The 26283-nt window shown below is 46.1% G+C and carries 18 protein-coding genes and 3 tRNA genes; 11 read left to right on the forward strand and 10 right to left on the reverse strand.

Annotation, left to right across the window (positions count from 1 at the left end):
• Window positions 1–12 precede the first annotated feature (12 nt).
• From mtrA to BM607_RS02480, 6 genes are all read right to left on the reverse strand, one after another.
• Window positions 13–1014, reverse strand: coding sequence for a decaheme c-type cytochrome MtrA (mtrA, locus tag BM607_RS02455; protein ID WP_006081107.1), 1002 nt, complete (start codon window positions 1012–1014; stop codon window positions 13–15).
• Window positions 1015–1082: 68 nt separating this feature from the next.
• The gene (locus tag BM607_RS02460; RefSeq protein ID WP_071939005.1) at window positions 1083–3035 is read right to left on the reverse strand and encodes a cytochrome C; all 1953 of its coding nucleotides are present in this window, start codon (window positions 3033–3035) and stop codon (window positions 1083–1085) included.
• Window positions 3036–3465: 430 nt separating this feature from the next.
• Window positions 3466–5997 carry an OmcA/MtrC family decaheme c-type cytochrome gene (locus BM607_RS02465; protein ID WP_071939004.1) on the reverse strand — a complete coding sequence of 844 codons (2532 nt, stop codon included), beginning with the start codon at window positions 5995–5997 and terminating at the stop codon, window positions 3466–3468.
• Between the two features lie 248 nt (window positions 5998–6245).
• A complete protein-coding gene (locus BM607_RS02470; protein ID WP_071939003.1) occupies window positions 6246–8165 on the reverse strand; it encodes an OmcA/MtrC family decaheme c-type cytochrome in 1920 nt (639 codons plus the stop codon).
• Window positions 8166–8200: 35 nt separating this feature from the next.
• Window positions 8201–10351, reverse strand: a complete 2151-nt coding sequence (locus tag BM607_RS02475) for an MtrB/PioB family decaheme-associated outer membrane protein (protein WP_071939002.1) — start codon at window positions 10349–10351, stop codon at window positions 8201–8203.
• Between the two features lie 13 nt (window positions 10352–10364).
• Complete coding sequence (locus BM607_RS02480) at window positions 10365–11330, reverse strand: DmsE family decaheme c-type cytochrome (protein WP_086010627.1); 966 nt, start codon at window positions 11328–11330, stop codon at window positions 10365–10367.
• A gap of 435 nt (window positions 11331–11765) precedes the next feature.
• Between BM607_RS02480 and BM607_RS02485 the strand changes: the two genes are divergently transcribed.
• From BM607_RS02485 to glnS, 3 genes are all read left to right on the forward strand, one after another.
• Window positions 11766–12005, forward strand: coding sequence for a FeoA family protein (locus BM607_RS02485; RefSeq protein WP_006081114.1), 240 nt, complete (start codon window positions 11766–11768; stop codon window positions 12003–12005).
• On the forward strand, window positions 11998–14292 hold the full coding sequence (gene feoB, locus BM607_RS02490) for a Fe(2+) transporter permease subunit FeoB (protein ID WP_071939001.1): 2295 nt from the start codon (window positions 11998–12000) through the stop codon (window positions 14290–14292). The genes BM607_RS02485 and feoB overlap by 8 nt, the downstream gene beginning before the upstream one ends.
• A 215-nt stretch (window positions 14293–14507) precedes the next feature.
• Complete coding sequence (gene glnS / locus BM607_RS02495) at window positions 14508–16178, forward strand: glutamine--tRNA ligase (RefSeq protein ID WP_006081116.1); 1671 nt, start codon at window positions 14508–14510, stop codon at window positions 16176–16178.
• A gap of 197 nt (window positions 16179–16375) precedes the next feature.
• On the opposite strand, the gene BM607_RS02500 is transcribed toward glnS, so the two are convergent.
• Window positions 16376–16972: a Yip1 family protein gene (locus tag BM607_RS02500; RefSeq protein ID WP_006081117.1), complete on the reverse strand. Its 597-nt coding sequence runs from the start codon at window positions 16970–16972 to the stop codon at window positions 16376–16378.
• Window positions 16973–17255: 283 nt separating this feature from the next.
• Between BM607_RS02500 and miaE the strand changes: the two genes are divergently transcribed.
• Window positions 17256–18026: a tRNA isopentenyl-2-thiomethyl-A-37 hydroxylase MiaE gene (gene miaE / locus BM607_RS02505; protein WP_012588031.1), complete on the forward strand. Its 771-nt coding sequence runs from the start codon at window positions 17256–17258 to the stop codon at window positions 18024–18026.
• A 127-nt stretch (window positions 18027–18153) separates the two neighbouring features.
• Here miaE and BM607_RS02510 read toward each other — a convergent pair whose 3' ends face one another.
• The gene (locus tag BM607_RS02510; RefSeq protein ID WP_071939000.1) at window positions 18154–18876 is read right to left on the reverse strand and encodes a UDP-2,3-diacylglucosamine diphosphatase; all 723 of its coding nucleotides are present in this window, start codon (window positions 18874–18876) and stop codon (window positions 18154–18156) included.
• 9 nt (window positions 18877–18885) lie between these two features.
• Window positions 18886–19380 (reverse strand): peptidylprolyl isomerase, encoded by a 495-nt coding sequence (locus BM607_RS02515; protein ID WP_012588029.1) that lies wholly within the window; start codon window positions 19378–19380, stop codon window positions 18886–18888.
• A gap of 140 nt (window positions 19381–19520) precedes the next feature.
• Here BM607_RS02515 and cysS point away from each other — a divergent pair, with 140 nt between their 5' ends.
• Window positions 19521–20900: a cysteine--tRNA ligase gene (cysS, locus tag BM607_RS02520; RefSeq protein ID WP_006081121.1), complete on the forward strand. Its 1380-nt coding sequence runs from the start codon at window positions 19521–19523 to the stop codon at window positions 20898–20900.
• Window positions 20901–21017: 117 nt separating this feature from the next.
• Here the strand turns inward: cysS and folD are convergent, their stop codons facing one another.
• Window positions 21018–21872: a bifunctional methylenetetrahydrofolate dehydrogenase/methenyltetrahydrofolate cyclohydrolase FolD gene (gene folD / locus BM607_RS02525; RefSeq protein ID WP_071938999.1), complete on the reverse strand. Its 855-nt coding sequence runs from the start codon at window positions 21870–21872 to the stop codon at window positions 21018–21020.
• Between the two features lie 363 nt (window positions 21873–22235).
• Between folD and BM607_RS02530 the strand changes: the two genes are divergently transcribed.
• The 6 genes from BM607_RS02530 to clpX all read left to right on the forward strand — a co-directional run bounded on the left by BM607_RS02530 (window position 22236) and on the right by clpX (window position 26220).
• A tRNA-Pro gene (locus BM607_RS02530) sits at window positions 22236–22312 on the forward strand.
• A 117-nt stretch (window positions 22313–22429) separates the two neighbouring features.
• Window positions 22430–22506 (forward strand) — tRNA-Arg (locus BM607_RS02535).
• Window positions 22507–22515: 9 nt separating this feature from the next.
• Window positions 22516–22591 (forward strand) — tRNA-His (locus BM607_RS02540).
• Window positions 22592–22852: 261 nt separating this feature from the next.
• Complete coding sequence (tig, locus tag BM607_RS02545; RefSeq protein ID WP_071938998.1) at window positions 22853–24157, forward strand: trigger factor; 1305 nt, start codon at window positions 22853–22855, stop codon at window positions 24155–24157.
• A gap of 89 nt (window positions 24158–24246) precedes the next feature.
• The gene (gene clpP / locus BM607_RS02550; protein ID WP_006081124.1) at window positions 24247–24855 is read left to right on the forward strand and encodes an ATP-dependent Clp endopeptidase proteolytic subunit ClpP; all 609 of its coding nucleotides are present in this window, start codon (window positions 24247–24249) and stop codon (window positions 24853–24855) included.
• 84 nt (window positions 24856–24939) lie between these two features.
• Window positions 24940–26220 carry an ATP-dependent protease ATP-binding subunit ClpX gene (gene clpX / locus BM607_RS02555; protein WP_006081125.1) on the forward strand — a complete coding sequence of 427 codons (1281 nt, stop codon included), beginning with the start codon at window positions 24940–24942 and terminating at the stop codon, window positions 26218–26220.
• Window positions 26221–26283: the final 63 nt, after the last annotated feature.

Consider the following 26283-nt stretch of genomic DNA (forward strand, 5'->3'; position numbering starts at 1 on the left):
TTTCTCGTCTCCTTAGCGCTGTAATAGCTTGCCAGATGGATGGTTTGAACCATGAACCTGACTGTGGCAATTTAAACAGCTTCTTCCACCCGTGAAGGCATTGTCACCGACGTTTGAACCTAAACCAGTGTTACCTAAGTAAGCATTGCTGGCATGGCCATCGCTGGCGTGACATTGCTGACACAGCTGCGGTGCGCGGGTTTTCAACATGGCATCATTTACGCTGCCGTGAGGATTGTGGCAAGTGACACAGTTCTCAGTGACGGGTGCATGTTCCCACAGTTTGGGGCCGCGTTTTTCGGCGTGGCAGGAGTAACAGGTTTCGTTAATGCTCGGCTTGTTCAGATCGGAATCTGTCATGCTCCCATGGGGATTATGGCAATCGCTACAGGTCATTTGAGCCCATTTTAATGGGTGGCTTGAGCGTTTGTTCATGTCTGCTTTTTGCTTAGTGTGGCAGCTAGTACAGACTTCCATTTCGGTGTTTTTTGATAACACAGGATCTTTTGCCACATGCACTTGGTGGCAAGAGGCACAGGCAACATCGGCATTGTCATGGTGACTGCCGTTCCAAGACACACGTTTATCATCTTGGTGACAGCTCATACAGACGCTGTTTTGTTTTTCAGCACTTAAGGTCGATTGCTTACCGAAAGTGATCATCGGCTCGTTGCCGCCTTTATTGTGTTGACCTAAAGGCCCATGACAGGCTTCACATTGCAGGCCAGCCATTGGGCTTTTTGATGAATCAATGGCGCCGTGGACACCTTTGAACAGGTCCATCACTTTTTCAGATTTTTTATGGCACATTAAACAAGAATCGGCGCCTTTAGGGGAGTAGTTGCCTTCGGCAAACTTCTTATCTAAGGTGGCTTCGACTTGCTCTGGCGTCATTTTCGCATCCCACTTCGACGCATAAGCGTTTGGTGCAATGCATAAAGACATGACTGCTGACATTGCCATGGTGATGACAAGTGCCGGCAGTAGGTTTTTCATTTTTAGGCTGTTCTTCATAATAGGCTTCCCAATTTGTCCCAACAAAATTCAAGAAAGGGGGAGCTAGCTCCCCCTGCTTGGGCAAATTACATTTTCACCTGAGTGTGATCTGTTGGTGTGGGTTTGTGACAGTAGAAACAGGTTTCTGACTGCGCCGCTTGGTTAGCTTGAACATAATCACCGTTCACAATCGCGCCCATGTTTTCTAAGCCGTGGCCAATGGATTCTGGCGTGTGGCATGAAGTACAAGTGGCTGTGATTGGCGTGGTGTATTTACCTGCTGATGTTGCCAGCGCGCCTTTCACTTTGAATGCATCTAGGTTGAAATCGTTGTGACATTGGGTACATTCTTTGATGACACCTTGCTCGCCGTGGATCACGTGCAGTTTCATCTCGAATGCGCCTTTGTTAGCACCAGAAGCATAAGTACCATCAGGTGTATGACACGCGACACAACCATCAACACCGACAATCGCTTTACCGTTCGCATCTTTTGCATGTGATACTTGCTCTGTCATCACAAAACCTGAATGGTGGCCTTTGTGGATTTCGAAGGTATCGCTGTGACAGCCTTGACAGGTGCTGAAGTTAACTGAGTTAACATGGCGCATGCTTGGGGCGTTGCCTGATTTAGTACCAAAGGCGAGCTCTGCTTTCATACTGGTGGTTGCGCTATCAACGGTACATGCCGTTAAGCTAGTACCTGTGCTACACATTTCCAGACCGATAAAAGTAAAGGCCGTATCTGTATCGCCAGCACCGAAAGGCAGGGCAGGTGTAGTGAAAACCAGTTTGCCGTCAACTAAGGTCACGCCAGCTTGTAGTGCGCCATCTTTGACTAAGTCTTTAGCAATTTTCGCCGCACCACTACCTGGGCTCTTGTTGTAACCCATAATTGGGAAGTTAGGGCCAACGTTAGTGACAGTTTCTAAACGTTTAATCTTGTCTTGAACCGTTGCCGCATTAATCGCTTTACCGTCTTTGTCTAAGATAGAGACGGTTAATACCGCAGTATCATCAGTTTGACCCACGAGAGTCGCTTGCATACCTAACTGAGCGATAACGGCTTTCTTGTCAGCAGTCTTGCCTGTGTGTAGCTCGGCAGTCCAGTCGCTGTTATGACAAGCGATACAGTTAGAGTTATCTAGTTGTTGTGAATGGCCTTTACCTGCGGCGAAGTCCACTGTGCTATGACAGCTTCCACAGGTAGCGGCAGTTGGAATACGTGACCAATTACCCCAATCTGGCGCGGCATCGTTTGCAGCATGACAGCTTTGGCAGCTTTCCAATGAACCTAAAGTCAGGTCTTTGTGTTTAGCGTGAACGAGAACATTGAACTCTTTACCTAAGCCAACTTTGCCAGCTGTGTGGCAAGTTGCACAGTAGTTAACATCTGAGTACGCGCCGCCGTGTTTCACATTGGCTAAATCTTGGTGACAGGTATTACAGCTTTCAGTGGCCACAATTTTGCGGCTGTATGTCGGTGCAGCACCGGTATCGGCAGTAAAGTCGACAAAGGCGTTACTGTTAGGGACTTGAGTACCATCGGGTAACGGCGTGTTATAAGCGCGGATTAACACCCGTTGAGCTAACTGATCGTTGTAGGTGATTTTAGCGTTAGCGGTCAGGTTCATGTTGAAGGTATAGCTGTAGTGACCGTTTTTCTGGTCAATAAAGGTCCCTGGGCATGTTGCTGCGACATCGCAGGTTTCATCACCAAAGTATTGCCATTGCGAGGCATTACCGGCACCTGTGGCCCCTTGTGGGATCAACTGTGCTGCGGCGAAGCGCATTTTTTGGAGACCAACGACGGGTAAATCATCTTCGTTAGTCACGGTAAACTCAACACTCGGTACACCGTTAGTGACGACAGATTTATCAAACGTGAAATTAAGGGTTTGAATCGCTGGAGCAGGTTCGCCACCAGGTTCACCGGGATTACCATCATTACCATCGCTGCCACCACAGCCAGTTAAGGCCATAGTGACTGCACTTGCTGCTAACAGCAGTGCGATTTTAGTTGTTTGTGCGTTCATCATTTTTTTCCCTGCATAGGTTTGGCATTGCTTAAACGCTGTGTTCTAGAGCCAACAGATTCTATGTCTGTGTTTTTGGTCACTAGAAGCGACTTAAGTGGATGCTGGAAATAGAATTCCCCAAGGAAAGGCTAACCTAACATGACCTTAAAATCTCCAAGGCCTTTGCTAATGTGTGACTTGGATCTTTCTATTTCTAAAGAGGTATTTAAAGCGAGAGGTAAAAACGATTTCAGATCAAAAAAACAGCGGATTTTAGCTATGTGCTGTAGCTGGGTTTAGTGTTGTAAAACTGAGGTTGGTATTATTTAACTTAGTGTTATCGGAAACAAAAAAATCCCCCGCACTGCGGGGGATTTTGCTGAGCTTAATGTGAGTCACTAATTTGATTAACCCAAAGTGGTTAAGTGCTCAGTCGTGACTCTGGTTCATATTAGTATTTCACTGGGTGAACTTTATCCACGCCAAATGACTTTCCTTCACCGTGACAGGTCGCACAGGTTTCGCTACCTGGGGTATAAGTGCCAGCAGCACCGTTATACACACCACCGTTGGTTTCGAAGTGACCTATGACGGCACTGTCTGCAGCGGTTGTCGCATGACAAGAAGCACAAGCTGCTACAGTAGGTGAGTATTCACCTGTACTTGCCAAGAATGCAGGTTTATCGCCTAGTTTAGTTAAGCTGAGTTGACCTTTATCATGGCAAGCTGCGCAGTTCGCTGGGTTTTCAGGGAAGGTTGCTGCATCTGTTGTTAAACGACGAACACTGCGAGTATCTGCGTGAATTTGGTGGATCATGACTTTGAAGTCAAAACCACGTTCAAACGGCTTTTTACTGTGAGCAGGTGCGCCATTGTGACAAGCAACACAACTACCATCGGCTAAAGCTACCGCGGTATTTGGTACGGCTGAGTGGCAAGTTCCACAACTGTTGTCAGGCTTATCAGTCGCATGAGTCAGCTTATGGGAGTCTGAGAAGTCGGCTTTTTCACCGTGACAGTTAGCACATTTAGCCTCAGAGACAACGACACTACGTGCGGTGACATTGCTTGCATCGGCAGAGAATGAAGCTTTGTTACTGCCTACAATCACTTCGTAGATAGGCGCATCAGTGCTGGTGCAATCAATCGCCGCATCCATTGTTGGATCGAGTTCTGCTGAGTTTGCACAAACCAGCAATTTACCGTCCATAAAGCCTTTACCAATACTCACAATTTGTTTGTATGGTACAGATGAGGCGCTAATCACTGCCGTAATACCCGTCAAAGTGTACGTCACTTTTGAGCCATTAGCGGTCGCTGTTAAGTTAGCGTTAGTTTCAACTTTGGCTAAGTTCACTGAAATACGGCTTTCGCTACGACCTAGCGTACCGTTAGATGGGCGTGGGCCCATGGTATATTCATTGCCATCAAACGCCGCTAGGCTGACCCAAAATTCTTTCACTTTAGGATCTTGATGTGGTGCAACATCACTGTGCCAGTCCACTGTGAACGTTAGCTCACCTTTCGTCGCATCAAATGTGCCGTTTTCTAACTTATAGGCATATTCAGTACGCAGTAACTTAGTGGCATTGGCTTTGGCTAAGTGATATTTAGCGCTGCCTTCTTCACCCTGTTCGGCGTGACATGAAGCACAGCCACCGGTTTGGAATACATTCACTAGGTTTGCACCTGGAATACCGTCAATTTCAGGCGTTGCATAGTAGTGGAAGTAGTTACCGACGAAACCACGGTCTTTTTGACCTTCAGGTGGCTTTAACCATTCACTATTATCAACTGGGTTGAAACCTGACATGTGACAAGATGCACAAGCTAAGCCTCTGTGATGTTTAAAGTTATCAGCATCAACTGGCCCTTTAGCATCTGTGCTATGGCAAGATTGGCAACTACCTATTGACACTGGCAGAGTGACACGCTCGGAAGTGTCTTTACCTTCGCGGAATTGTGGATAGCCATTTTCAGCAGCGGCTTTCGCCATAGTGCCGCTAAAGTCATAGGCTGTGCCGCTGTAACCTACCATGGTATAAGTGCCTTTATGGATGGCGTGAGCCATGGCACCTAAATCAATTGATGAGCCTGTTTCTGGATCTTTACTGTAACTGGTATGACAAACTTGACAGTTTGCAATCGCAATACGTCTTCCGCCATGAAGTGCTAATGGTTTAGCGGTAGAGGAAGTATCGCTGTAGTTTGTGCTGTGGCACTTAATACAGTTGGCTTCTAAATCGACAACAGTACGCGTTTCTTCAGCCTTGGCTTCTCTAAAGTTATCGCTTGGTAAGAAATCGATATGACTGTTCACTAACTTGGCATCTTTACTGCCATCGGTTTGCAGCTCTAACGTAATACGGTGCACTAATGTTGGGTCGTAGGTTAAATCTAGACCTTCAATAGCGGGTAACGTGCTTAAGTTAGTTTGGAAGGTATAGCGGTAAACACCACTATCTACCACAGTTAGGCAAGTGGTTTTACAGCTAGATTCTATGTTCGCTTGAATGGCATCACCAGGAGTGAATTTCACTTCTTTGATAATCGGATTGCCAGCGCTATCTTTACCATCGGTATAGCTATAATTAGCCAGGCTACGTGCAGGATCTGCCGCTTTCACTGAGTTGATATAGCTGACCCATTGAGGGGTTTTATAACCCTTGCCACCTTCAGGGGTAAGTTTTGCAATACCTAATCCTATGGCATTGATTTGAGCGTATTGCTCTAGGCCTGTTACAGGAACGCCATTCGCATTCGTTAGCACTATGTCGACGCTGACTGTGCCGCTGTCAATTTTTACATCTTCAAGTGTGGCTTTGAGTGTGGTGGCTTGACTGATATCTAAGCCTACCGGACCCGGTTTACCGTCTTCACCATCTTTACCGTCACTACCACCGCAACCGGCGAGTAGTAGAGAGAGTAAACCGGCACCCAACATCGCTTTTGTTGCGGCATTGAAATTGAACCGTTTCATCATGATATTTCCCTGCAATAGTTGTAATCATCATCAAACGCTTGGTAGATAAGAATAAATCTCATTACCCGCATAAGATGTGTGGAATTAGTTTTCCATCTGTAAGGCTAACTAAGTCACTGGTATTAATCAGTCACTTTAGGTGGTTAATGTGACTGAGATCTGACTATTTCTTTAGGAGTAGATGACTGCATAGTATGAGTTCCTTTTATATCTGCAGTTGCTGGCCTTTTTAGGCCAGCATCATAGGCTTAGTTTATGGGATGCACTTTTAACACGTCTGCGACTCCGCCTTGTCCATGACAGAAAGCACAGGTTTCAGTTCCTGCGGTTGCATCAGCTTTTGTGCCAGCAAAAACAGCACCTTGCTGAGCCATGTGGTTATGAGTGCTGGTATCTGAATGGCAGTTGCTACACACAGCGGCAATCGGGCTGGTAAAAGTGCCGTTATCGAGGGCAAGGGGTTGTACTGCTGAATTTAAAGGAAGGGCGACGGTAGATATCCCCGCAGAATCGTTAACATGGCATTGGGCACAGTTACCGATTTTTCCTGGGTAGTTTAGGTTTTCAAAACCTGCGAATTGGCTGGTGTGAATACCGTGGATCAGCTGCTTAAAGTCAAATGACGTGGTGGAAGGATTTGCCGCCGTCGCATCAGCCAGCATATTGGCGTTATGACATAGTTGACATTGACCACCGAGATCGTTACGTGAGCCATGGATATTAAGCTTTTGATCGCCATGGCAATTACCGCAGCTTGCATTACTGACAACAGTGCGGCGACCCGTACTGCTTAATGCTGCCATATCAAAATAACTGTGGCTGGCTTTAATCACTAACACTTCCGCCAGTTCAGTGGTGCAATCAACGAGTACTTTGTCTTTGGCGCAGACTCGGCCTTGAATCGCGAGTCCGCCGTGATCCGCTTCAGTGCCCGCAGGCACAGTAAGACCCGAAATCGTATAGGTATAAATGCCATTTAAGCCTGACACTGGGGTGGATTCCGGCAGCTTAATCGAGCGGGCAGAGCGAGTGGCATAATCAAAACTGGTTCCCCAGTTGGCATATACCCTTAAATCATTGATGAATTTTAGCTTATCGGCACTGTCGCTGTAGACGCTGCCAGTAGCTGGGTTCATCAATTTAACCGCGACGGTGACTGTACCATTGGCATCCATACTGGCGCTGGTGATGCTTGGGCTAAATTGCATCAGTGCCGCAGTTTTGTCTTCATCACTGTGAACGCTTACGGTCCAGTCTGCATTATGGCACGCCACGCAGTTACTGTTATCGGCCTGCGCTGGGTGTCCTTCGCCTGCGGGAAAATTGATTTGTGTATGGCAGGCGCCGCAGGCTTGCATGGTTGGGACTCTGTGCCAGTTTTGCTGCTCAGCTAACTCTGCCTTATCGACATGACAGGTTTGGCAGTCACTAATGGGTTGCGGGAAACCGGTTAAATGTTTGCTGTGGATCATTTGCGGGAAAATATCCGCAGGATTACTGACTTTTTTGCTGTTATGACAGGTGACGCAGGTTTCGATTTGATTATATTTACTGCCATGGAAAGCAAGATTGCTGTGGCAACTATTACAAGTTTCTATTGTGACTAAGTTGCGGGTGTAAGCGACATTATCCCCAGAAGTTTGCCAGTCATAATGTTGATTGGTAATAGGCAAGGGCGTGTTATCTGCAAGTTTATCGCCGCCGATTTTGACCACCATTCTTTGGGTCGCTTCCGGCATAAACGTCACCCCATTCATGCCATTAAACGTGGCGCTGAAGGTGTAACTGTAGTGACCGTTTTTATGATCTGTGAGACTGCCTGGGCAAGTTGCCGCGCAGGTTTCAGCGGTAAAATGTTGCCATTCACTGCTATTTCCCGCACCTGTATAGCCTTGGGGGAGAAGCTGCGCCGCAATAAACGTCGCCGATGGGACACCAATGACGGCTTCATCATCTTGATTGCTCACTTGAAAATCCACTTGAGCAATGCCATCTGTTATCGCGACTTTATCGACCATGACCTTTAGGCTAGTGATGATTAATGCGGGTGGTTTTGCGGGTTCACCGGGATTACCATCTTGGCCCTTATCACCGCCACAGGCGCTTAATAGCGAGACTAAGGCCAGCATCAGACTGAATTGAGTGCTCATTTTTGCAAACTTGTTCATATTTCTATCCTTGGAATGCGCTGTCAGTGCCTAAGTTACATTTGGTAGCTTAAGGTCAAACCTAAGTAGTGAGCATTGTAGTCGTGGCCCATATCACCAAAACTGAGTACGTTGGGAATCGTGTCCCAACTTGTGCCTTGATTTTGCCAGTTAGCATCTTGATATTTCTCAAATAACCAATCGACGCGCAGCGACATACTGTCGGCAAACCTATACTTGGCGTAGGCATTCAAATTGTGTTTGCGGGCGTAAAAGTCGCCATAGGGACTAGTGATGCCGTAGATGACTTCGGTATCACTCTGTCCATCGGAATAGCTGTAGTCCAAGCCAATGTCGAGGTGATTATCGAACAGGTTTTGATAACTGAAACCAGCCCCAATTAGAGTCGATTTTTCTTCGGCAGTGCTGTACCAATCGGACGTTGAAAAGCGGTTACTGCCCGCTTGATCTGAGTCGCGCCAATCTTGGTTAACAAAAGCGGTGAAATGAAGATCGTTACTCAGCGCATATTGGGCCGATACGTCATAACCTAGGTAGGACACTTGAGTGAGACCCACTTGGGTATGGTGATAATCGTCATCGACACTGTGCAAGCTGGCGCCCAGCGAGAGGCCGATATCAGTTTGATAATCAGTGTGTAAGGTGACTTTTTGTCTTTTTCTGTCGGCAAGGTAGGATTTACGTAGCCAAGGATTGCTTTGACTTTGAGTGGTCGTGACGGGATCGTATTCACTGCCATCGCGCTCTAGTGCTTCTCCTTTCAACCATGCTGACCAAGCAGGGGAATAGCGATAGCTCAGTTTAGCAAACACGCCGGACTCGTCGACGGATTGGCGGTCGAGTTCAGTGTAATCGTTTTCGTTGCGGCTATAGCCCGCTTCGACGTAGGAGGCTGAGGTGAAACGGTACTTGCCTTTTAGTTCGAGTTTTTTGGTTCGCTTATCATAAAGGCTATTTTGAGCAGTGCCTTGGTTAATACTGTCGATGATGATTTGTGGGAAGTCTAATTTGGCCGTTTTGTTATCTCTGTCTTGATAGTTGTAGCTAGCCTGTACGCTTAAGTCTTGGGTGATCCGGCCCGAATATTTAAGGACCATTTCAATAATATCCACTTGGCCATCTAAGGTATCTGCAGGCAGGATAGGTGATGGGCCATTGATGGTGGCTGGAATAAAGGCGTCATCTTGGGTCATACGGCTAAAGCCTGCGTGCATTAGCACATTCTGACCATTCGCTCCCCCTGAGGCTTCTGCGGCAACGCGATAGGCTTTACTATCGGGGTCGACTGCATTTTGGCCTAAGTATGCCGCGCCAAAGGTGGGCGTGTAGGCGGATTGCCATTGCATGGCTTGGTGATCATTTTTATATTGGCTGACTTGGCTATTGATGCCAGCTTGCCAGCCAGTGCCATTAAAATAGACTCTGGCATCGATTTCATCGGTACTGTCATCAATAGGTTGGGCGAGCATGACGCTATTGGTGAGTATATTGGCGCTGGTCTTTTTGGCGCCGCTGCGGTCTTCATGTTGATAGTTTAATGATGCTTTGTAGTGACTGGAATGGTCGCTTTCGGGTGATATTTTTCCGGCATAATAACCACCGCTCATAAAGCGATCACGTTGAATACTTAAATCTTGGCCAACAAGGCTGCTCTGTAGCATAGGCATAGATTGTGTTGTGCCACCTGTTATCCAGTTATCGGGCAACAACATCTTATCTTGCGATGAGGTATAAGGGCTTTTGAGTTGATTATGGTTATAGTTAGCTAAGCCTCTATAACCTAAGTTGATTTGATAGTTCCCCGGCCTTCCTGTTGTGAGCTTGGCTGAGCCCGCATCAAAACCTAACTTATCCGCGACCAACTGAGTTTGATAACCTGACGGTGTTTTGTACACCATATCCGTACCGACGGCGGCAACGAGACCATCATTATCTGTCCCTGTGCGGTTACCGAAACGGCTGTCCTCGCCATCGTTATAAGCGAGAGTGGCATTGACATTACCACTATGCCCTGTCTTAGGTTGGCATTGCTTACAGCTCCATGCCTGTGTCTTAATGCCACTTCGATTCGCCTGTTGTAGCTCATAACCGTCGGCATGTGCTTGAGTCAAAACACAGCTTATCGCCCATGCTAACAAAGTGAGTGAGAAGCAAGCACTAGGGTGAGACATTTTAGCTGTTCGCATGATCATTCCCTTGTTATCTCTGTAGCAATTTGCCAGAAGGATGGTTAGAACCATGCACTTGCCCGTGGCAATTCATACAGGAGTTACCTGAAGTGAAGGCATTGGTTTGATTGCCAAAATAGGCATTGCTGCTATGACCATCTGAGGCGTGGCATTGTTGACACAACTGCGGCGGCTTACTGATCAGCATGGCTTCGTTCACGCTGCCGTGGGGGTTGTGGCAATTAGCACAGTTGTCGGTGACGGGGGCATGTTCCCACAGTTTAGGGCCGCGTTTTTCGGCGTGGCAGCTATAGCAATTTTCGTTGACACTCATTTGCTTCAAGCTGGAATCGTTCAAACTGCCGTGGGGATTATGGCAGTCACTGCACACCATCTGTTGCCACTGTAATGGATGGGCTGAGCGTTTGTGCATATCGGCTTTTTGTTGGGTATGGCACTGAGTACAAATGGCGACTTCATTGGCTTTATCGCTGATAGGATCCTTGGCGGTATGAACTTGATGGCAACTTGCGCAGGCAACATCGGCGTTATCGTGGTGATTGCCTTTCCACGCGATACGTTGACTGTCATTGTGGCAGCTCATACAAACACTGTTTTGCTTTTGCGCGGGAACAGGAGAGTTTTCGCCAAAGGTGATCATTGGCTCTTTGCCACCTTTGTTATGATTCCCTAACGGACCGTGGCAGGCTTCACACTGCAAATCAGCCATGGGGGAAGCTTTTACATTGGGATTACCATGAACCCCATCAAAAATGGCCATGACCACGGCACTTTTTTTGTGACACATTAGGCAAGTGTCAGCCCCTTTGGCGGAATACTTACCTTCGGCGAATTTTTTGTCTAATGTCGCGACAACGTCCTCTGGTTTTTTGTCATCCCAAGGTGTCGCCGAGGCCGAAATACTGACGATTGATAACAAAATACATAGCATAGCCTTAGCTATGCTTTTGAACTTTAGCCTTATTTCCATGTTCATCTTTTCCCGAGTGCATTTATATTTGTTATTTTAACGCTTTCGACATTACTAATTTAGCTTATTAAACTTGGTTAATATTAGAACAAATGTGTGACAGGCGCTTAACATTCCTTGGTCTTTTCACTGTAAAGAGGGATGATTTTACTGGTGATATAGAGGAAGCGTGACCTTGATCACGTTTGCTTCGGTAGGGGATTTGTTCACAGCTTTTTGACTTCTGTCGATCGCATAACCGTCTTGGGCACTTGGGCGTGAATTTTTATTTTCAGTTGGCCGTTTATTCATTGGTATTTTTGTCACATAATACCCAACACAATTGAAAACTATTATCGTTACCAGTCAAAAATCTTGATCTAGGTAAAGTTATTAGGGTCATCGCTCAGTTACAATGGGCGCAGTTTTTCGAGCTGAACCTGTTGCAAGGTGGAATACGTAATGAAGTTAAGCGAACTCAGTCCCGGTGATCGCGGTATTATTTCTGAAGTGGGACGTTTAGCGTTGCCACAAACCGTGAAGCGTAAGTTGTTGTCCATGGGGATCACGCCGAATACGCGTTTTTCATTGATCCGATACGCACCTATGGGCTCTGGTCTCGAACTGGATATTCGTGGTAGTAAACTTTGTATGCGCAGAGATTTGGCAGACATCATTGAGGTGGAAAAGGCGAATGACTAAGCAGTTTCATTGCGTCACAGTCGGTAACCCGAATGCGGGTAAATCGACGCTCTTTAACGCGCTAACCGGCGCGAATCAACAAGTCGGTAACTGGTCTGGTGTGACGGTCGAGAAAAAGACTGGTCATTTCACCTTAAACGGTGCCGATGTCTATCTGACCGATTTACCGGGTATTTACGATCTTCTGCCTGCGGGCAATAGTTGCGATTGTTCACTCGATGAGCAAATTGCGCAGCAATATCTCGCCGAGCAACGCGTCGATGGCATTATCAATTTAGTCGATGCCACTAACATCGAACGTCACTTATACCTCACTGCCCAATTGCGTGAACTCGCGATCCCAATGGTGGTGGTGTTGAACAAAATCGATTCTGCAGTCAAACGCGGTATCAAAGTCGATTTAAAGAAAATGAGCAAAGAGCTGGGCTGCCCCGTGATTGGGGTGTGCTCTCGCGATCCTGCCGATGTGGAAAAAGTGCAAGCGCAGGTACTCGATTTACTGCAAGGCCGAGTCTCTGAAGCGCCATTAATGCTGCATTATGATGAACAAATTGAAGCGGGCGTGCAGTTACTTTGTAGCAAAGACGCGCAATTAAGCCGTGGTCGTGCCTTGGCTATGTTAGGCAATGGTTCAGGTTGTGGCAGCTGCCAGAATGCTGAGCTGCAGGATGAAGTGAATACCTGTACCCAGATTATCTCTTCGCAAGGCCATGATATTGAAGTGATGGTGGCTACCACGCGCTTTAATTTCGTTGAAAAAGTGTTTCAAGGTTCAGTGAAAGAGTCGGGATTTCTCACCCTCAGTGACAAATTAGATAAACTCGTATTGCATCCCATGCTAGGCATTCCTGTGTTCTTGTTTGTGATGTATTTGATGTTTATGTTCAGCATCAACATTGGCAGTGCTTTTATCGATTTCTTCGATGTATTTGCGGGCGCGCTGTTTGTCGATCACTTTGGCGCATTCTTGACGAACATGGGCTCTCCAGCTTGGTTAGTTACTATTCTAGCGGGTGGGGTTGGCCAAGGTATTCAAACCGTCACTACGTTTATTCCGGTGATTGCTGCTTTATTCCTTGGTTTGTCGGTGCTTGAAAGCTCTGGCTACATGGCGCGCGCCGCATTTGTGGTCGATGGTTTAATGCGCCGCATCGGTCTGCCTGGTAAAGCTTTCGTGCCTATGATTGTCGGCTTTGGTTGTTCTGTGCCGGCGATTATGGCGACGCGGACCTTAGGCAGTGAACGTGAGCGTATTGTCACAGGTATGATGGCGCCATTTATGTCTTGCGGTGCACGTCTGCCAGTATATGCGTTATTTGCCGCGGCTTTCTTCCCCGATTCTGGGCAGAATTTAGTCTTCTTGCTTTACGTTATTGGTATCTTTGCCGCTATCGGTACGGGTTTATTACTCAGAAGCACACTGTTACCCGGTACCAGTAGCGCTGTGGTGATGGAATTGCCAAGCTATGAAATGCCAAAACTCAAAGCCGTAATGGCCCGTACAGGTAAACGCACTAAGAGCTTTATTTTAGGTGCGGGTAAAACCATTGTGCTGGTGGTGACGCTATTAAACTTTATCAATGCTATTGGTGTTGATGGCACTTTCGGCCATGAAGACAGCCAAGCATCTTTGTTGAGTGTTGCGAGCCAAAAAATCACGCCAATCTTCTCACCGATGGGTATAGAACAGGATAACTGGCCAGCAACGGTCGGTATTATCACAGGTATTTTTGCCAAAGAAGCCGTGGTCGGTACCTTAAACAGCTTGTACAGCAGTGCAGCGCCCGCTGATGAAGAGCTGACACCCTTGAGTGAAAGCTTTAATGCGGCTCTAGCGACGATTCCAGCAAACTTGTTTGGGTTAGATCTTGAAGATCCGTTAAAACTGTCTGTTGGTGATTTGACCAATCAAGAAGCGATAGCGGAAGAGCAAGGCGTGGCAACATCGACCTTCGGTGCTCTGCAAGCTGGTTTCAGTGGTAAAATTGCGGCGTTCTCTTACTTGTTGTTTATCTTGCTGTATACCCCTTGTGTTGCGGCGATGGGCGCTTTAGTGCATGAGTTTGGCTCCCGTTGGGCGACATTTGCGGCAACGTGGACTTTCTCACTGGCCTATGGCTCGGCGACGGTAGTCTATCAAGCGGCAACCTTTACGCAACATCCTGTGCAATCGAGTCTGTGGATTGGTTTCTTCCTCTTTGCGTTAGTGGCCTTTTATCAATGGCTGAAACGTAAGGGCAGAAGAACCCAGCAGATCATTCCGGGGATCCGCATCATTACCGAGTAAGATTTACTGAGTCAGCATGACTGAGTAATAAATGTCAGCTTAGTTAGGTCAAAGATAAAAGCAGCTTTCATGGCTGCTTTTATTGTTTTACTATCGCGGCTATAACCCAGCCGGTCAAAAACCATAGTTTTTAGCACTAGGCATTGTAACTAGTAGTGATCTGTAGGATCATGCTGGTTTTCTTAAAATTGCCATTGTTCGCAAAGAGGAATTCCATGAGTCATGTGGACACTGAAGTACGTCCGAGTAACTTTATTCGTAATATCATAGATGAAGATTTACAAAGCGGTAAGCACACGAGTGTACAGACTCGTTTCCCGCCGGAACCGAATGGCTATCTTCATATTGGTCATGCTAAATCTATCTGCTTAAATTTTGGGATAGCGCGAGACTATAACGGTCTGTGTAATTTACGTTTTGACGATACTAATCCTGAAAAAGAAGACATTGATTATGTTAATTCTATTCAGGCGGATGTGCGTTGGCTTGGATTCCAGTGGGATGGCGACGTGCGCTATTCATCAAACTATTTTGATCAGTTACATCAATATGCGGTTGAACTGATCAATAAAGGTTTGGCCTATGTGTGTTTCTTGAATGCTGATGAAACCCGCGAATACCGTGGCACGTTAAAAGAGCCAGGTAAAAACAGTCCTTTCCGCGACACATCAGTCGAAGAGAACCTCGCCTTATTCGCTAAGATGCGCGACGGTGGTTTTAAAGAAGGTGAATGTGCGCTGCGTGCCAAAATTGATATGGCGTCGCCATTCATGTGTATGCGCGATCCTATCATCTACCGCATTCGTTTTGCCCATCACCACCAAACGGGTGACAAGTGGTGCATTTACCCAATGTACGACTTTACCCACTGTATTTCTGATGCGTTAGAACATATTACCCACTCTTTATGTACATTAGAGTTCCAAGACAACCGTCGTTTATACGACTGGGTGTTGGATAATTTGAACGATTTTCAAGCGCCGAATCGTACTCGTCAATACGAGTTTTCACGCTTAAATCTTGAATATACCTTGATGTCTAAGCGTAAGCTAAACGACCTTGTGACTCGCAAATTAGTGTCAGGTTGGGACGACCCACGTATGCCTACGATTGCTGGTCTACGTCGCCGTGGTTACACGCCTGCGTCAATTCGCGAGTTTTGCCAACGTATCGGCGTGACTAAGCAAGAGAATATGATTGAAGTCGGCATGTTAGATGCGTGTATTCGTGAAGAACTGAACGAACATGCACCTCGTGCTATGGCCGTATTACGTCCATTGAAAGTGATCATCGAAAACTATGCTGAAGGTGAACTTGAGTATATTCAAGCGGCCGCTCATCCAAATGATGAGAGCATGGGGACGCGCGAATTAGCCTTTGGCCGCGAAATATTGATTGATGTGGCTGACTTTAGAGAAGAAGCCAACAAGCAATACAAACGCCTTGTGACAGGCAAAGAAGTGCGTTTACGTAATGCTTATGTGATTAAAGCTGAGCGTTGTGACAAAGACAGCGAAGGCAATATCACGACGGTTTACTGCACTTATGATCCTGAAACCTTAGGTAAAAACCCTGCTGATGGCCGTAAAGTCAAAGGCGTGATCCATTGGGTTGAGGCATCTACTGCCAAGCCTGCTGAATTCCGTTTATATCAGCGTTTATTTACCGATCCTAACCCAGCAGCGGCTGAGACTGTGGACGAAGTATTAAACCCTGAATCATTAGTGGTTGTGCACGGTTTTGCTGAAGCAAGCCTAGTAAATGCACCAGCAGAAAAAGCTTATCAGTTTGAGCGTGAAGGTTATTTCTGTGCTGACAGCAAAGATTCATCAGCTGATAAACTCGTGTTTAACTTAACCGTAGCGCTGCGTGATTCTTTCGAATGATTTGATAGAATTGGCTTGATTGAATTCGTTTGATGGAATGAGTCAAACAGTTCAACTCAACGAAGCTAAGTTGAATTAAGCTAAGTTATTCTGATCATTAATTAGACCCAAAAAAGAAGGCCTTTAGGCCTTCTTTTTTATTTTATGAATCAGCGATAAAGCTATTGGCTGGTGTGAGTGACAGTTTATTTGAGTTGTTATTGATACATAGGACCAAAGCCTAGGCTCCATAAGATAACGCTGGTTGCCATTAGCCCCACTAACAGCACTAAACCTGCGGTCACCATAGAACTGGCGTAGATAAAGCCTTTCTCTTCAGGGATATTCATAATGATCGGCACACCCGCGTACAGTAAGTACACTGAGTAAGCCAAACCAATCAATCCCACTATCATGATAAACCACAGCACTGGATACAATGCGGCTAAACCGACCATGAACAATGGCGTAGCGGTATAGGATGCGAGTTCTAACGCTTGGGTGTAGGTTGGGTTTGCATCGAAGGTTTTTGCCATCCAATAGGCCAAATAGGCGAGGGCGAATACGCCCGCAATCAGACCTAAATACATGCCAGCTGACATAAACATGGCGCTTTGAGGTGTGAGGTAAATCGGATCGCCGGCGCCTGGGTTCCAACCAATGTAAGCCGTAGCAATATAACTGCAAATCGCAGGAATTAAGGCGATCAGTACCACATGACTTAAGCTACTTTTTAGTGCCTCATGGTTTTTTTCAATTGTGTGCCACTCTTGTTTAGGATGAGTGTATAGCCCCATTAAGTGATTCAATATCATTATAATTATCCTTGTTCAGCATTGATGAATGGCTCGCCAAACGTCAGACGAGCTGATAACAGCTCCACAATCGAGGTTAAAATGGTGTCCTGTCCCTTTAACTGCCGATTGGTGACACATACAGAAGTGAGAAGCTGTGTGATCAGGATCTCAGTTCTTTAGAGTGTAGATTATTTATTGAACAAAAAGTTCGGCACGTCAAGTTTACTGAAGCCTAATGCTATAGCTTATGAGTAAATATGCGTAAAATAGCGCGATATTCAGAATGATATTGAGTGAGTCCATGCAGCAACTTCTTGCCCCCATCCACGCGTTTCTTCGTTGTGAAACACCGCAAACTTGGATTGATGTCGCGATTAAATCAGATTCCTTGGATGAGTTGCTTATCGATCATTGTAACTGTGAGTTAAAAGCGGCCCAGACGGCGATATTTTTGCTACGAAAATATGCGTTAGATAAAGACAGTGGTCGAGCTCTGTTGGCGTGGGCTAAACCCTATGAAGAGTTTATCTATTCGCAAGATCATGATGTGGTGAGCTTTCTGGCGCGCGATGTGAAAAAGAATGAGCTGGTGGCCGAACTTATGCCTAAGCCAAACTTTAAGTTTGCCGCTAATTTGGTTTCACCTTTAATCCGCTTGATTAAAGAAGAGTTTCATCATTTTGAGCAAGTATTGGAATTGATGCACAAACGCAGCATTGAGTATCGTAATATTCGCGCAGGCCGTTATGCCAAAGGCATGATGAGCTATGTAACCACCCATGAGAAAGATATCCTGCGGGATAAGCTGATTGTGGGGGCGTATATTGAGGCGCGTTCGTGCGAGCGTTTTGCTAAGTTGGCGCCCTATTTAGACGGTGAGCTGAGTAAGTTTTATGTGTCACTGCTGCGCTCTGAAGCCCGCCACTATCAAGATTATCTTGCATTAGCACAGTTGGTTTCACCTGAGGATATTAGCGAGCGCGTAAAGTACTTTGGTGAGTTAGAGGCTGAGTTGATTCTGGCGCAGGATGATGAGTTTCGTTTCCACAGTGGGTCGCCGCTAGCAAATTGATTTGAAAGCACCTTCTTTTTAAAAATTGATGAATTAAGTCGATATAGCTAAAACGATTAACGGTTCGCTCGAACCGTTAATATGAAGCGTCTTTAAGCTGAAACAAGGCCAATAAAAGCAAGCTAATTTAAGTTGTCGTTTCGAAGGGTAACGACTGCAAATTAATCCCTTCGGCGCTTACACTCAGCACACTGCTTTGCTCATACCAATCGCCCACCACAATACGTTGACAGCCATTGGCAAGTTGATGAATGGCGGGTCTGTGGGTATGACCGTGGATCATATGTTTGGTGTGGGTCTTGGCAAATAACGCATCGACCGCATTGGGCTCCACATCCATGATGGTATAGCTTTTTTGCTGATTGCTGCTTTTGCTATTGCTGCGAATTTTATCGGCGATACCCTGACGGGTTTTCTTGGATAAACAACCATATAGCCAACGCGCCAGTGACAAACTGCGCAGTTTCCGAAAGCGCTGGTAGGCTTTATCTAAAGTACACAAGCTGTCGCCGTGTAAGATAACCGTCTCTATGCCGTATAAATTCAGGCACTTCACTTCGGGTAAGATTTGCATTCCTGCGGCGCGCGCAAATTGCTTGCCTAACATAAAGTCACGGTTACCGTGGATGAAATAGACCGGCAGCTTTTGCGATATTTGCTTGAGTTTTTCGGCGAGTTCGAGGGCAAAAGGCAAGGCAATATCATCGCCAACCCAGACTTCAAACAAATCACCTAAGATATAGAGGGCGTCGGCATCATCGAGTTCAGTGTCGAGGAAGCGAGTGAACGCTTGGGTGATATCAAGACGATCTGCACTCAGGTGCAGATCGCCTATAAATAAAGTTCGCATCCGCAGGGATTATGCCGAAACGCTGACTTTTTCAATCACAATGGCTTCTAATGGCACATCTTGATGCATGCCACGGTTGCCAGTGCTAACAGCTTTGATTTTTTCGATAATGTCCATGCCTTCAACGATTTCGCCGAATACGCAGTAGCCCCAGCCCTGTGAGGTTTCTGATTTAAAATCGAGGAAAGTGTTGTCGTTCACGTTAATGAAGAACTGTGCAGTGGCTGAATGTGGATCAGAAGTACGTGCCATAGCGACAGTACCAGTACGGTTTGATAAACCGTTATTGGCTTCGTTTTTCACTGGCTCGTTACAACGTTTTTGGCTCATGTCTTCGTTGAAGCCACCACCTTGGATCATGAAACCGTCAATCACACGGTGGAAGATAGTGCCGTCGAAGAAACCTTCGTCAACATATTTCATAAAGTTTGCTACTGTTAACGGCGCTTTTTCAGCGTTCAGTTGCAGTTTAATGTCGCCCAAATTGGTGTGTATTGTGATCATGTTTTCATACTCTCTGTAAATAGTGGCGCGATTCTAACTTATCTCGGATTGCGCGCAAAGTGCAGTATTCAAAACCTGTCAGGCCGTGGTAGACTGACTCCTTGATTTTACACCTGAATGTATCATTGAAGAGAATATCGATGTTGAAGATTTACAACAGTATTACCCGCCAAAAACAGGAATTTAAGCCGATTACTCCCGGAAAAATCGGGATGTACGTGTGTGGTGTGACCATATACGATCTCTGTCATATTGGTCATGGCCGTACTTTTGTTTCCTTTGACATGATAGTGCGCTACCTGCGTTACGCGGGTTATGAAGTGAATTTTCAGCGCAATATCACCGATGTTGATGACAAAATTATCAAGCGCGCTAACGAGAATAACGAAAGCTGTGAAGCCTTAACCGAGCGTTTGATCGGTGAAATGCATCAAGACTTCGATGCCTTAAATATGTTGCGCCCCGATTTTGAACCGCGCGCAACCCTGCATATTGCCGAAATCATCGACATGGTTGAGTTATTACTCGCCCGTGGCCATGCCTATGTGGCGAGCGATGGTGATGTGCTTTTCAGCGTGGCTTCCTATCCTGATTACGGCCGTTTATCGGGTCAGAATTTAGATCAACTACAAGCCGGTGCTCGGGTAGAAGTGGACGAAACCAAACAAAATCCAATGGATTTTGTGTTGTGGAAAATGTCTAAACCTGGTGAACCGACGTGGGAATCGCCATGGGGACCGGGTCGTCCTGGCTGGCATATCGAATGTTCGGCCATGAACAGCAAACATTTAGGTCTGCATTTTGATATTCATGGCGGCGGCTCTGACTTACAATTTCCACACCATGAGAACGAAATCGCCCAGTCTTGCTGTGCCCATGACACGCCATACGTGAACTATTGGATGCACACTGGCATGGTGATGGTTGACCGTGAAAAAATGTCTAAGTCGTTAGGCAATTTCTTCACTATTCGCGATGTACTTGGTCACTATGATGCTGAAACTGTGCGTTATTTCCTGTTATCTGGCCATTACCGTAGCCAACTGAACTATTCAGAAGATAACTTGAAACAAGCTCGCTCAGCTTTAGAGCGTTTATATACCGCCATTAAAGATGTCGACTTGACTGTCGCTGCGGCGCCAGCAGAAGAGTTTGTCGCGAAATTTAAAGCGGCGATGGATGATGATTTTAATACACCTGAAGCCTATTCAGTCCTGTTTGACATGGTACGTGAGATCAATCGCTTAAAACTGACCGATATGGCACAGGCATCGGCATTAGCAGTCACCTTGAAGCAATTAGCGGATGTGTTAGGCTTATTAAGCCAAGAGCCTGAAGCTTTCTTCCAAGGCGGCGGTAGTGACGATGAAGTGGCTGAAATCGAAGCTTTAATCGTTGAACGTAACCGTGCTCGTACTGAAAAGGACTGGGCTGCTGCGGATGTGGCGCGTAACCGTTTGAATGAGTTAGGCGTTGAGCTCGAAGATGGCCCAAGTGGTACCACTTGGCGTAAGAAATAAGCTTAGTTAGTTGTTTTCTCTCATCTAGACGAAATCTTCAGCCATAAAAAAACCTGCATCATGCAGGTTTTTTTATGGCTGAAGAACTTTAGAACTTTAGAACTTAGAACTTAGAACTTAGTCGTGATATTGCTCGGCAGCGTATAAGGTGTTTTCCAATAGACTCGCAATCGTCATCGGACCAACACCGCCGGGGACTGGAGTGATAAAGCTGGCATTTTGCGCCGCGACCTCATATTGCACATCGCCGACTAAGGTGCCGTTATCTAAACGGTTAATGCCTACGTCAATGACGATAGCGCCGGGCTTGATCCACTCACCAGGAATGAAGCCGGGTTTACCGACTGCGACAACCACGAGATCTGCGATACGAATTTTTTGCTCAAGATTCTTAGTGAAACGGTGGCAAGTGGTCGTAGTGCAACCCGCCAAAAGTAATTCTAACGTCATAGGACGACCGACAATATTAGACGCACCAACCACGACAGCATCTAAACCATAAGTATCAACGCCGGTGGATTTGATGAGTGTCATTATGCCCATCGGCGTGCAAGAGCGCAGCACAGGAATACGCTGCGCTAAACGGCCAACGTTATACGGGTGAAATCCATCGACATCTTTATCTGGGCGAATACGTTCGATGACTTTTGAATCTTCGATATGGGCAGGTAATGGCAGTTGCACTAAAATGCCATCGATGGTCGGATCATCATTCAGACTATCAATAAGGCTCAGCAACTCATCTTCACTGCAACTTGTTTCTAAATCGTATGAACGAGAAATAAATCCAACTTCCTCACAGGCCTTACGTTTGCTTCCAACATAAACCTGTGATGCCGGATCGGCTCCCACTAATACTACGGCTAAACCCGGAATGCGCTGTCCAGCCTCTTTGCGGGCGGTGACTTTTTCGCTGAGCTTAGTGCGGATGGATTGAGCAATCGCCTTGCCGTCGATTATTTGGGCTGTCATGGGTGTAGGATATCCTTTATATGGGCGATGGTTAAAACAGTAGTTAACACAGAGATTGGCAATCGCAGCTATTTTAACAGGGCACAGCTACTGTGTCATGGTTAAAGCCGTCGCCAAATGGATAAAAAAAACCGGATTAGCCTGATAATTCAGCACCTAGAGTCAATCAATAAAAAAATCGTTGACGGTTGTAAAGTGAGGGGATAAGATGCGCTCCGTTCTCAGGCAGATGTGTTCATCTAGCACTGGAATTGTTATGTAAGACCTTCGGTGATTAACGCAGTCCAATAGCGTATCCAGATTTTGGGTGAGAACGGACCAGAGGAAATCCTCTGAGTTGATACCAAAAAAATGTAAGACCTTCGGTGATTAGCGCAGCCCGGTAGCGCATCTGGTTTGGGACCAGAGGGTCAGAGGTTCGAATCCTCTATCACCGACCACTTTATTATTGTTTGCTTCAATGAATTTAAAGATAATTTGAACTCAAATAAGCGAATGATAGGGTTAGCTAAGTGCTTTCCAAAATCGGTTAGGATACAGAAAGTTCTGTAAACCATGCGCCCGTAGCTCAGTTGGATAGAGCACCCGCCTTCTAAGCGGGTGGTCGCAGGTTCGAATCCTGCCGGGCGTACCAGTTTCAGTGGTGATTGTAGCTCAGTTGGTAGAGTCCCGGATTGTGATTCCGGTTGTCGTGGGTTCGAGCCCCATCAGTCACCCCATTTTTAGTACTTTGAGTACAAATTAAAAAAAGCGACCTTGTGTCGCTTTTTTTATACCCCAGATTCGGCTGTTGAGGCTCGACTCTGCAGAAAACGGTGGCTATAATGTCGCGTCTTGATAGATATCAACTATGAGCGACCTGTGCCTAAAGCCAGTAGTGGTGGGCATTGTAGTCAAATTTAATGATCAAGAAACGAATACCTGAATAGTTGATGAATCGGCTATTACAAAGGACGTTAGACAAATTTCGAGGTAAAACAATGCAAGTTTCTGTTGAAGCAACCCAAGGCCTAGAGCGTCGCCTGACCATTTCTGTTCCTGCTGAACAAATTGAAAAGCTGGTTAAAGACAGTTTACAACGTGAAGCTAAGCGTGCTCGTATCCCAGGTTTCCGTCCTGGTAAAGTGCCTATTACTGTGATTAACAAACGTTACGGCGCAGCGATTCGTCAAGACATCATGGGTGAAGTGATGCAACGTAACTTCATCGAAGCAATTATTGCTGAGAAGTTAAACCCAGCCGGTGCACCGACTTTTGTTCCTGGTTCTACTGATGGCGAAAAGTTCGAATTTATCGCTACCTTTGAAATCTATCCAGAAGTTGAGCTGAAAGGCTTAGATGCAATCGAAGTAGAACAACCAAAAGCTGAAGTGACTGACGCTGACGTTGACACTATGATTGAAACCCTACGTAAACAACACGCGACTTTCGCTGCTGTTGAACGTGAAGCTGCCGATGGCGACAAAGTGAAAATGAACTTTGTTGGTTCAGTTGATGGTGAAGAATTTGAAGGCGGAAAAGCTGACGATTTCGAACTGCAATTGGGTAGCGGCCGTATGATCCCAGGTTTTGAGGCTGGCGTTTTAGGTCACAAAGCGGGCGAAGAATTTGTTATCGACGTGAATTTCCCAGAAGAATATCACGCTGAAAACCTGAAAGGTAAAGCGGCTAAGTTCGCGATTACGCTGACTGAAGTTCAAGCGGCTAACCTGCCAGAAGTAAATGATGAGTTTGCTGCTCTGTTCGGTATCAGCGAAGGTGGCTTAGAAGCCCTTAAAGCTGAAATCCGTAAAAACATGAACCGTGAACTTGAGCAAGCGTTAAAAGCTAACGTGAAAGAGCAAGTGATCAACGGTCTGTTAGCTAACAATGACATCACTCTGCCAAAAGCACTGATCGATGGCGAAGTTAACGTACTGCGTCAACAAGCAATGCAACGTTTTGGCAATCAAACGGCCAACATGCCTGAACTGCCAGCTGAATTGTTCACTGAACAAGCTGCACGTCGCGTTAAAATCGGTCTGTTATTAGGCGAAGTCATCAAGACTAACGAACTGAAAGCAGAAGACGAACGCGTACAAGGTTTGATCGCTTCTATGGCTTCTGCCTACGAAGATCCAAGTGAAGTTGTTGCTTATTACAACAGCAACAAAGAGCTGATGCAAAACATGCGCAACGTTGCTTTAGAAGAGCAAGCGGTTGAAGCACTGTTGAAATCTGCCAAAGTGACCGAAAAAGAAGTCGCTTTTGAAGAATTTATGAACAAGGCTACTGGTCGCGCATAAGCTAAGCTTGACTTGATTAGCTGTTCGCCATTTATAATGGCTCGTATGAGGCTCCTCATGCGAGCCATTTTTATTTAGGGAAGTGAATAATGCATAATGCGTCAGACATACAAAGTGCTTTAGTGCCTATGGTGATCGAACAGACTGCTAAGGGTGAACGCTCATACGATATTTATTCTCGTTTGTTGAAAGAGCGGATTATCTTTTTGGTAGGTCAAGTTGAAGAACACATGGCAAACCTTATCGTGGCGCAACTATTATTCTTAGAATCAGAAAGCCCAGATAAAGATATCTTTTTATACATTAACTCTCCAGGTGGCTCAGTCACCGCAGGCATGGCGATTTATGATACCATGCAGTTTATCAAACCGAATGTTAGCACTGTCTGTATCGGCCAAGCGGCCAGCATGGGCGCTTTCTTATTAGCCGGTGGTGAGAAGGGCAAACGTCACTGTTTACCAAATTCTCGCGTGATGATCCATCAACCACTGGGTGGTTTCCAAGGTCAGGCTTCTGACATCGCTATCCATGCCAAAGAAATCTTAGGCATTAAGAATAAGCTTAACCAAATGTTAGCCGAGCACACTGGCCAACCGCTCGAAGTCGTTGAACGCGATACCGATCGTGACAACTTTATGAGCGCGACTCAAGCCGTCGAATATGGCTTAGTTGACTCTGTGATGACGAAACGCGGCTGATTTTTGCTTTTGACTGAGCTATGCTCTGTAAAGGTTAAGCAAATTTAAGACAGGCAGTAGAGCAGACTGCAAATGAGGTAATTAATGGGCGACAACAAAAATAATGGTGACAGCGGTAAATTGCTGTACTGCTCTTTTTGCGGAAAGAGCCAGCATGAAGTCAGAAAACTCATTGCTGGCCCATCAGTGTATGTATGCGACGAATGTGTTGAGTTATGTAACGACATCATTCGTGAAGAGATTAAAGAAATCTCTCCAAAGCGCGATAGCGATAAGTTACCGACACCACATGAGTTGCGTGCACATTTAGACGATTATGTGATTGGCCAAGACAGAGCGAAAAAAGTGCTGTCTGTGGCAGTGTATAACCACTATAAGCGTTTGAAAAATGCGTCGCCTAAAGATGGTATCGAGCTGGGTAAGAGTAACATTTTACTTATCGGTCCAACGGGTAGCGGTAAGACGCTGTTGGCTGAAACCCTTGCGCGCTCACTCAATGTACCTTTCACTATGGCCGATGCCACGACACTGACCGAAGCGGGTTATGTGGGTGAAGACGTTGAAAACATCATTCAAAAGTTGCTGCAAAAGTGCGACTACGATGTAGAGAAAGCGCAGCGTGGTATCGTTTATATCGATGAAATCGATAAAATTAGCCGTAAGTCAGACAATCCATCGATAACCCGTGACGTATCGGGTGAGGGCGTGCAGCAAGCGCTGCTTAAGCTGATTGAAGGTACTGTTGCCGCGGTTCCACCACAAGGTGGCCGTAAGCATCCACAGCAAGAATTCTTACAAGTCGATACTTCTAAGATCCTGTTTATCTGTGGCGGTGCGTTTGCAGGGCTTGAGAAAGTGATTGAGCAACGTGCACACGTTGGTTCGGGTATTGGTTTCGGTGCTCAGGTAAAAGGCGAAAAAGAGAAGGCGACGATTTCTGAAACCTTAACTCAAGTTGAACCTGGCGATTTGGTCAAATATGGCTTAATTCCTGAGTTTATCGGCCGTCTACCTGTGGTTGCGACTCTGACTGAGCTGGATGAAGAAGCCCTAGTGCAAATTTTATCTCAACCTAAAAATGCCCTGACTAAGCAGTACAGTGCGTTATTTGAGATGGAAGGCGTCGAGCTTGAGTTCCGTGAAGATGCACTTAAAGCGATAGCACACAAGGCGATGTCACGTAAGACTGGTGCCCGTGGCTTACGCTCAATCGTTGAAAGTATTCTACTGGATACTATGTACGATATTCCTTCAGTCGATGGTGTAGTGAAGGCCGTTGTCGATGAATCAGTCGTGAAAGGTGAATCTGCACCTATCCTGATTTATGAGCACAATGAAGCCCAAGCAGCCTCTGGCGAGCAATAATTGTACTGATTGCTAATAAACTGAAAAACAAGGAGTCCAATGGACTCCTTTTTTCGTATTAGC

The sequence above is a fragment of the Shewanella sp. SACH genome, assembly GCF_001887095.2.
Lineage (GTDB): Bacteria > Pseudomonadota > Gammaproteobacteria > Enterobacterales > Shewanellaceae > Shewanella > Shewanella baltica.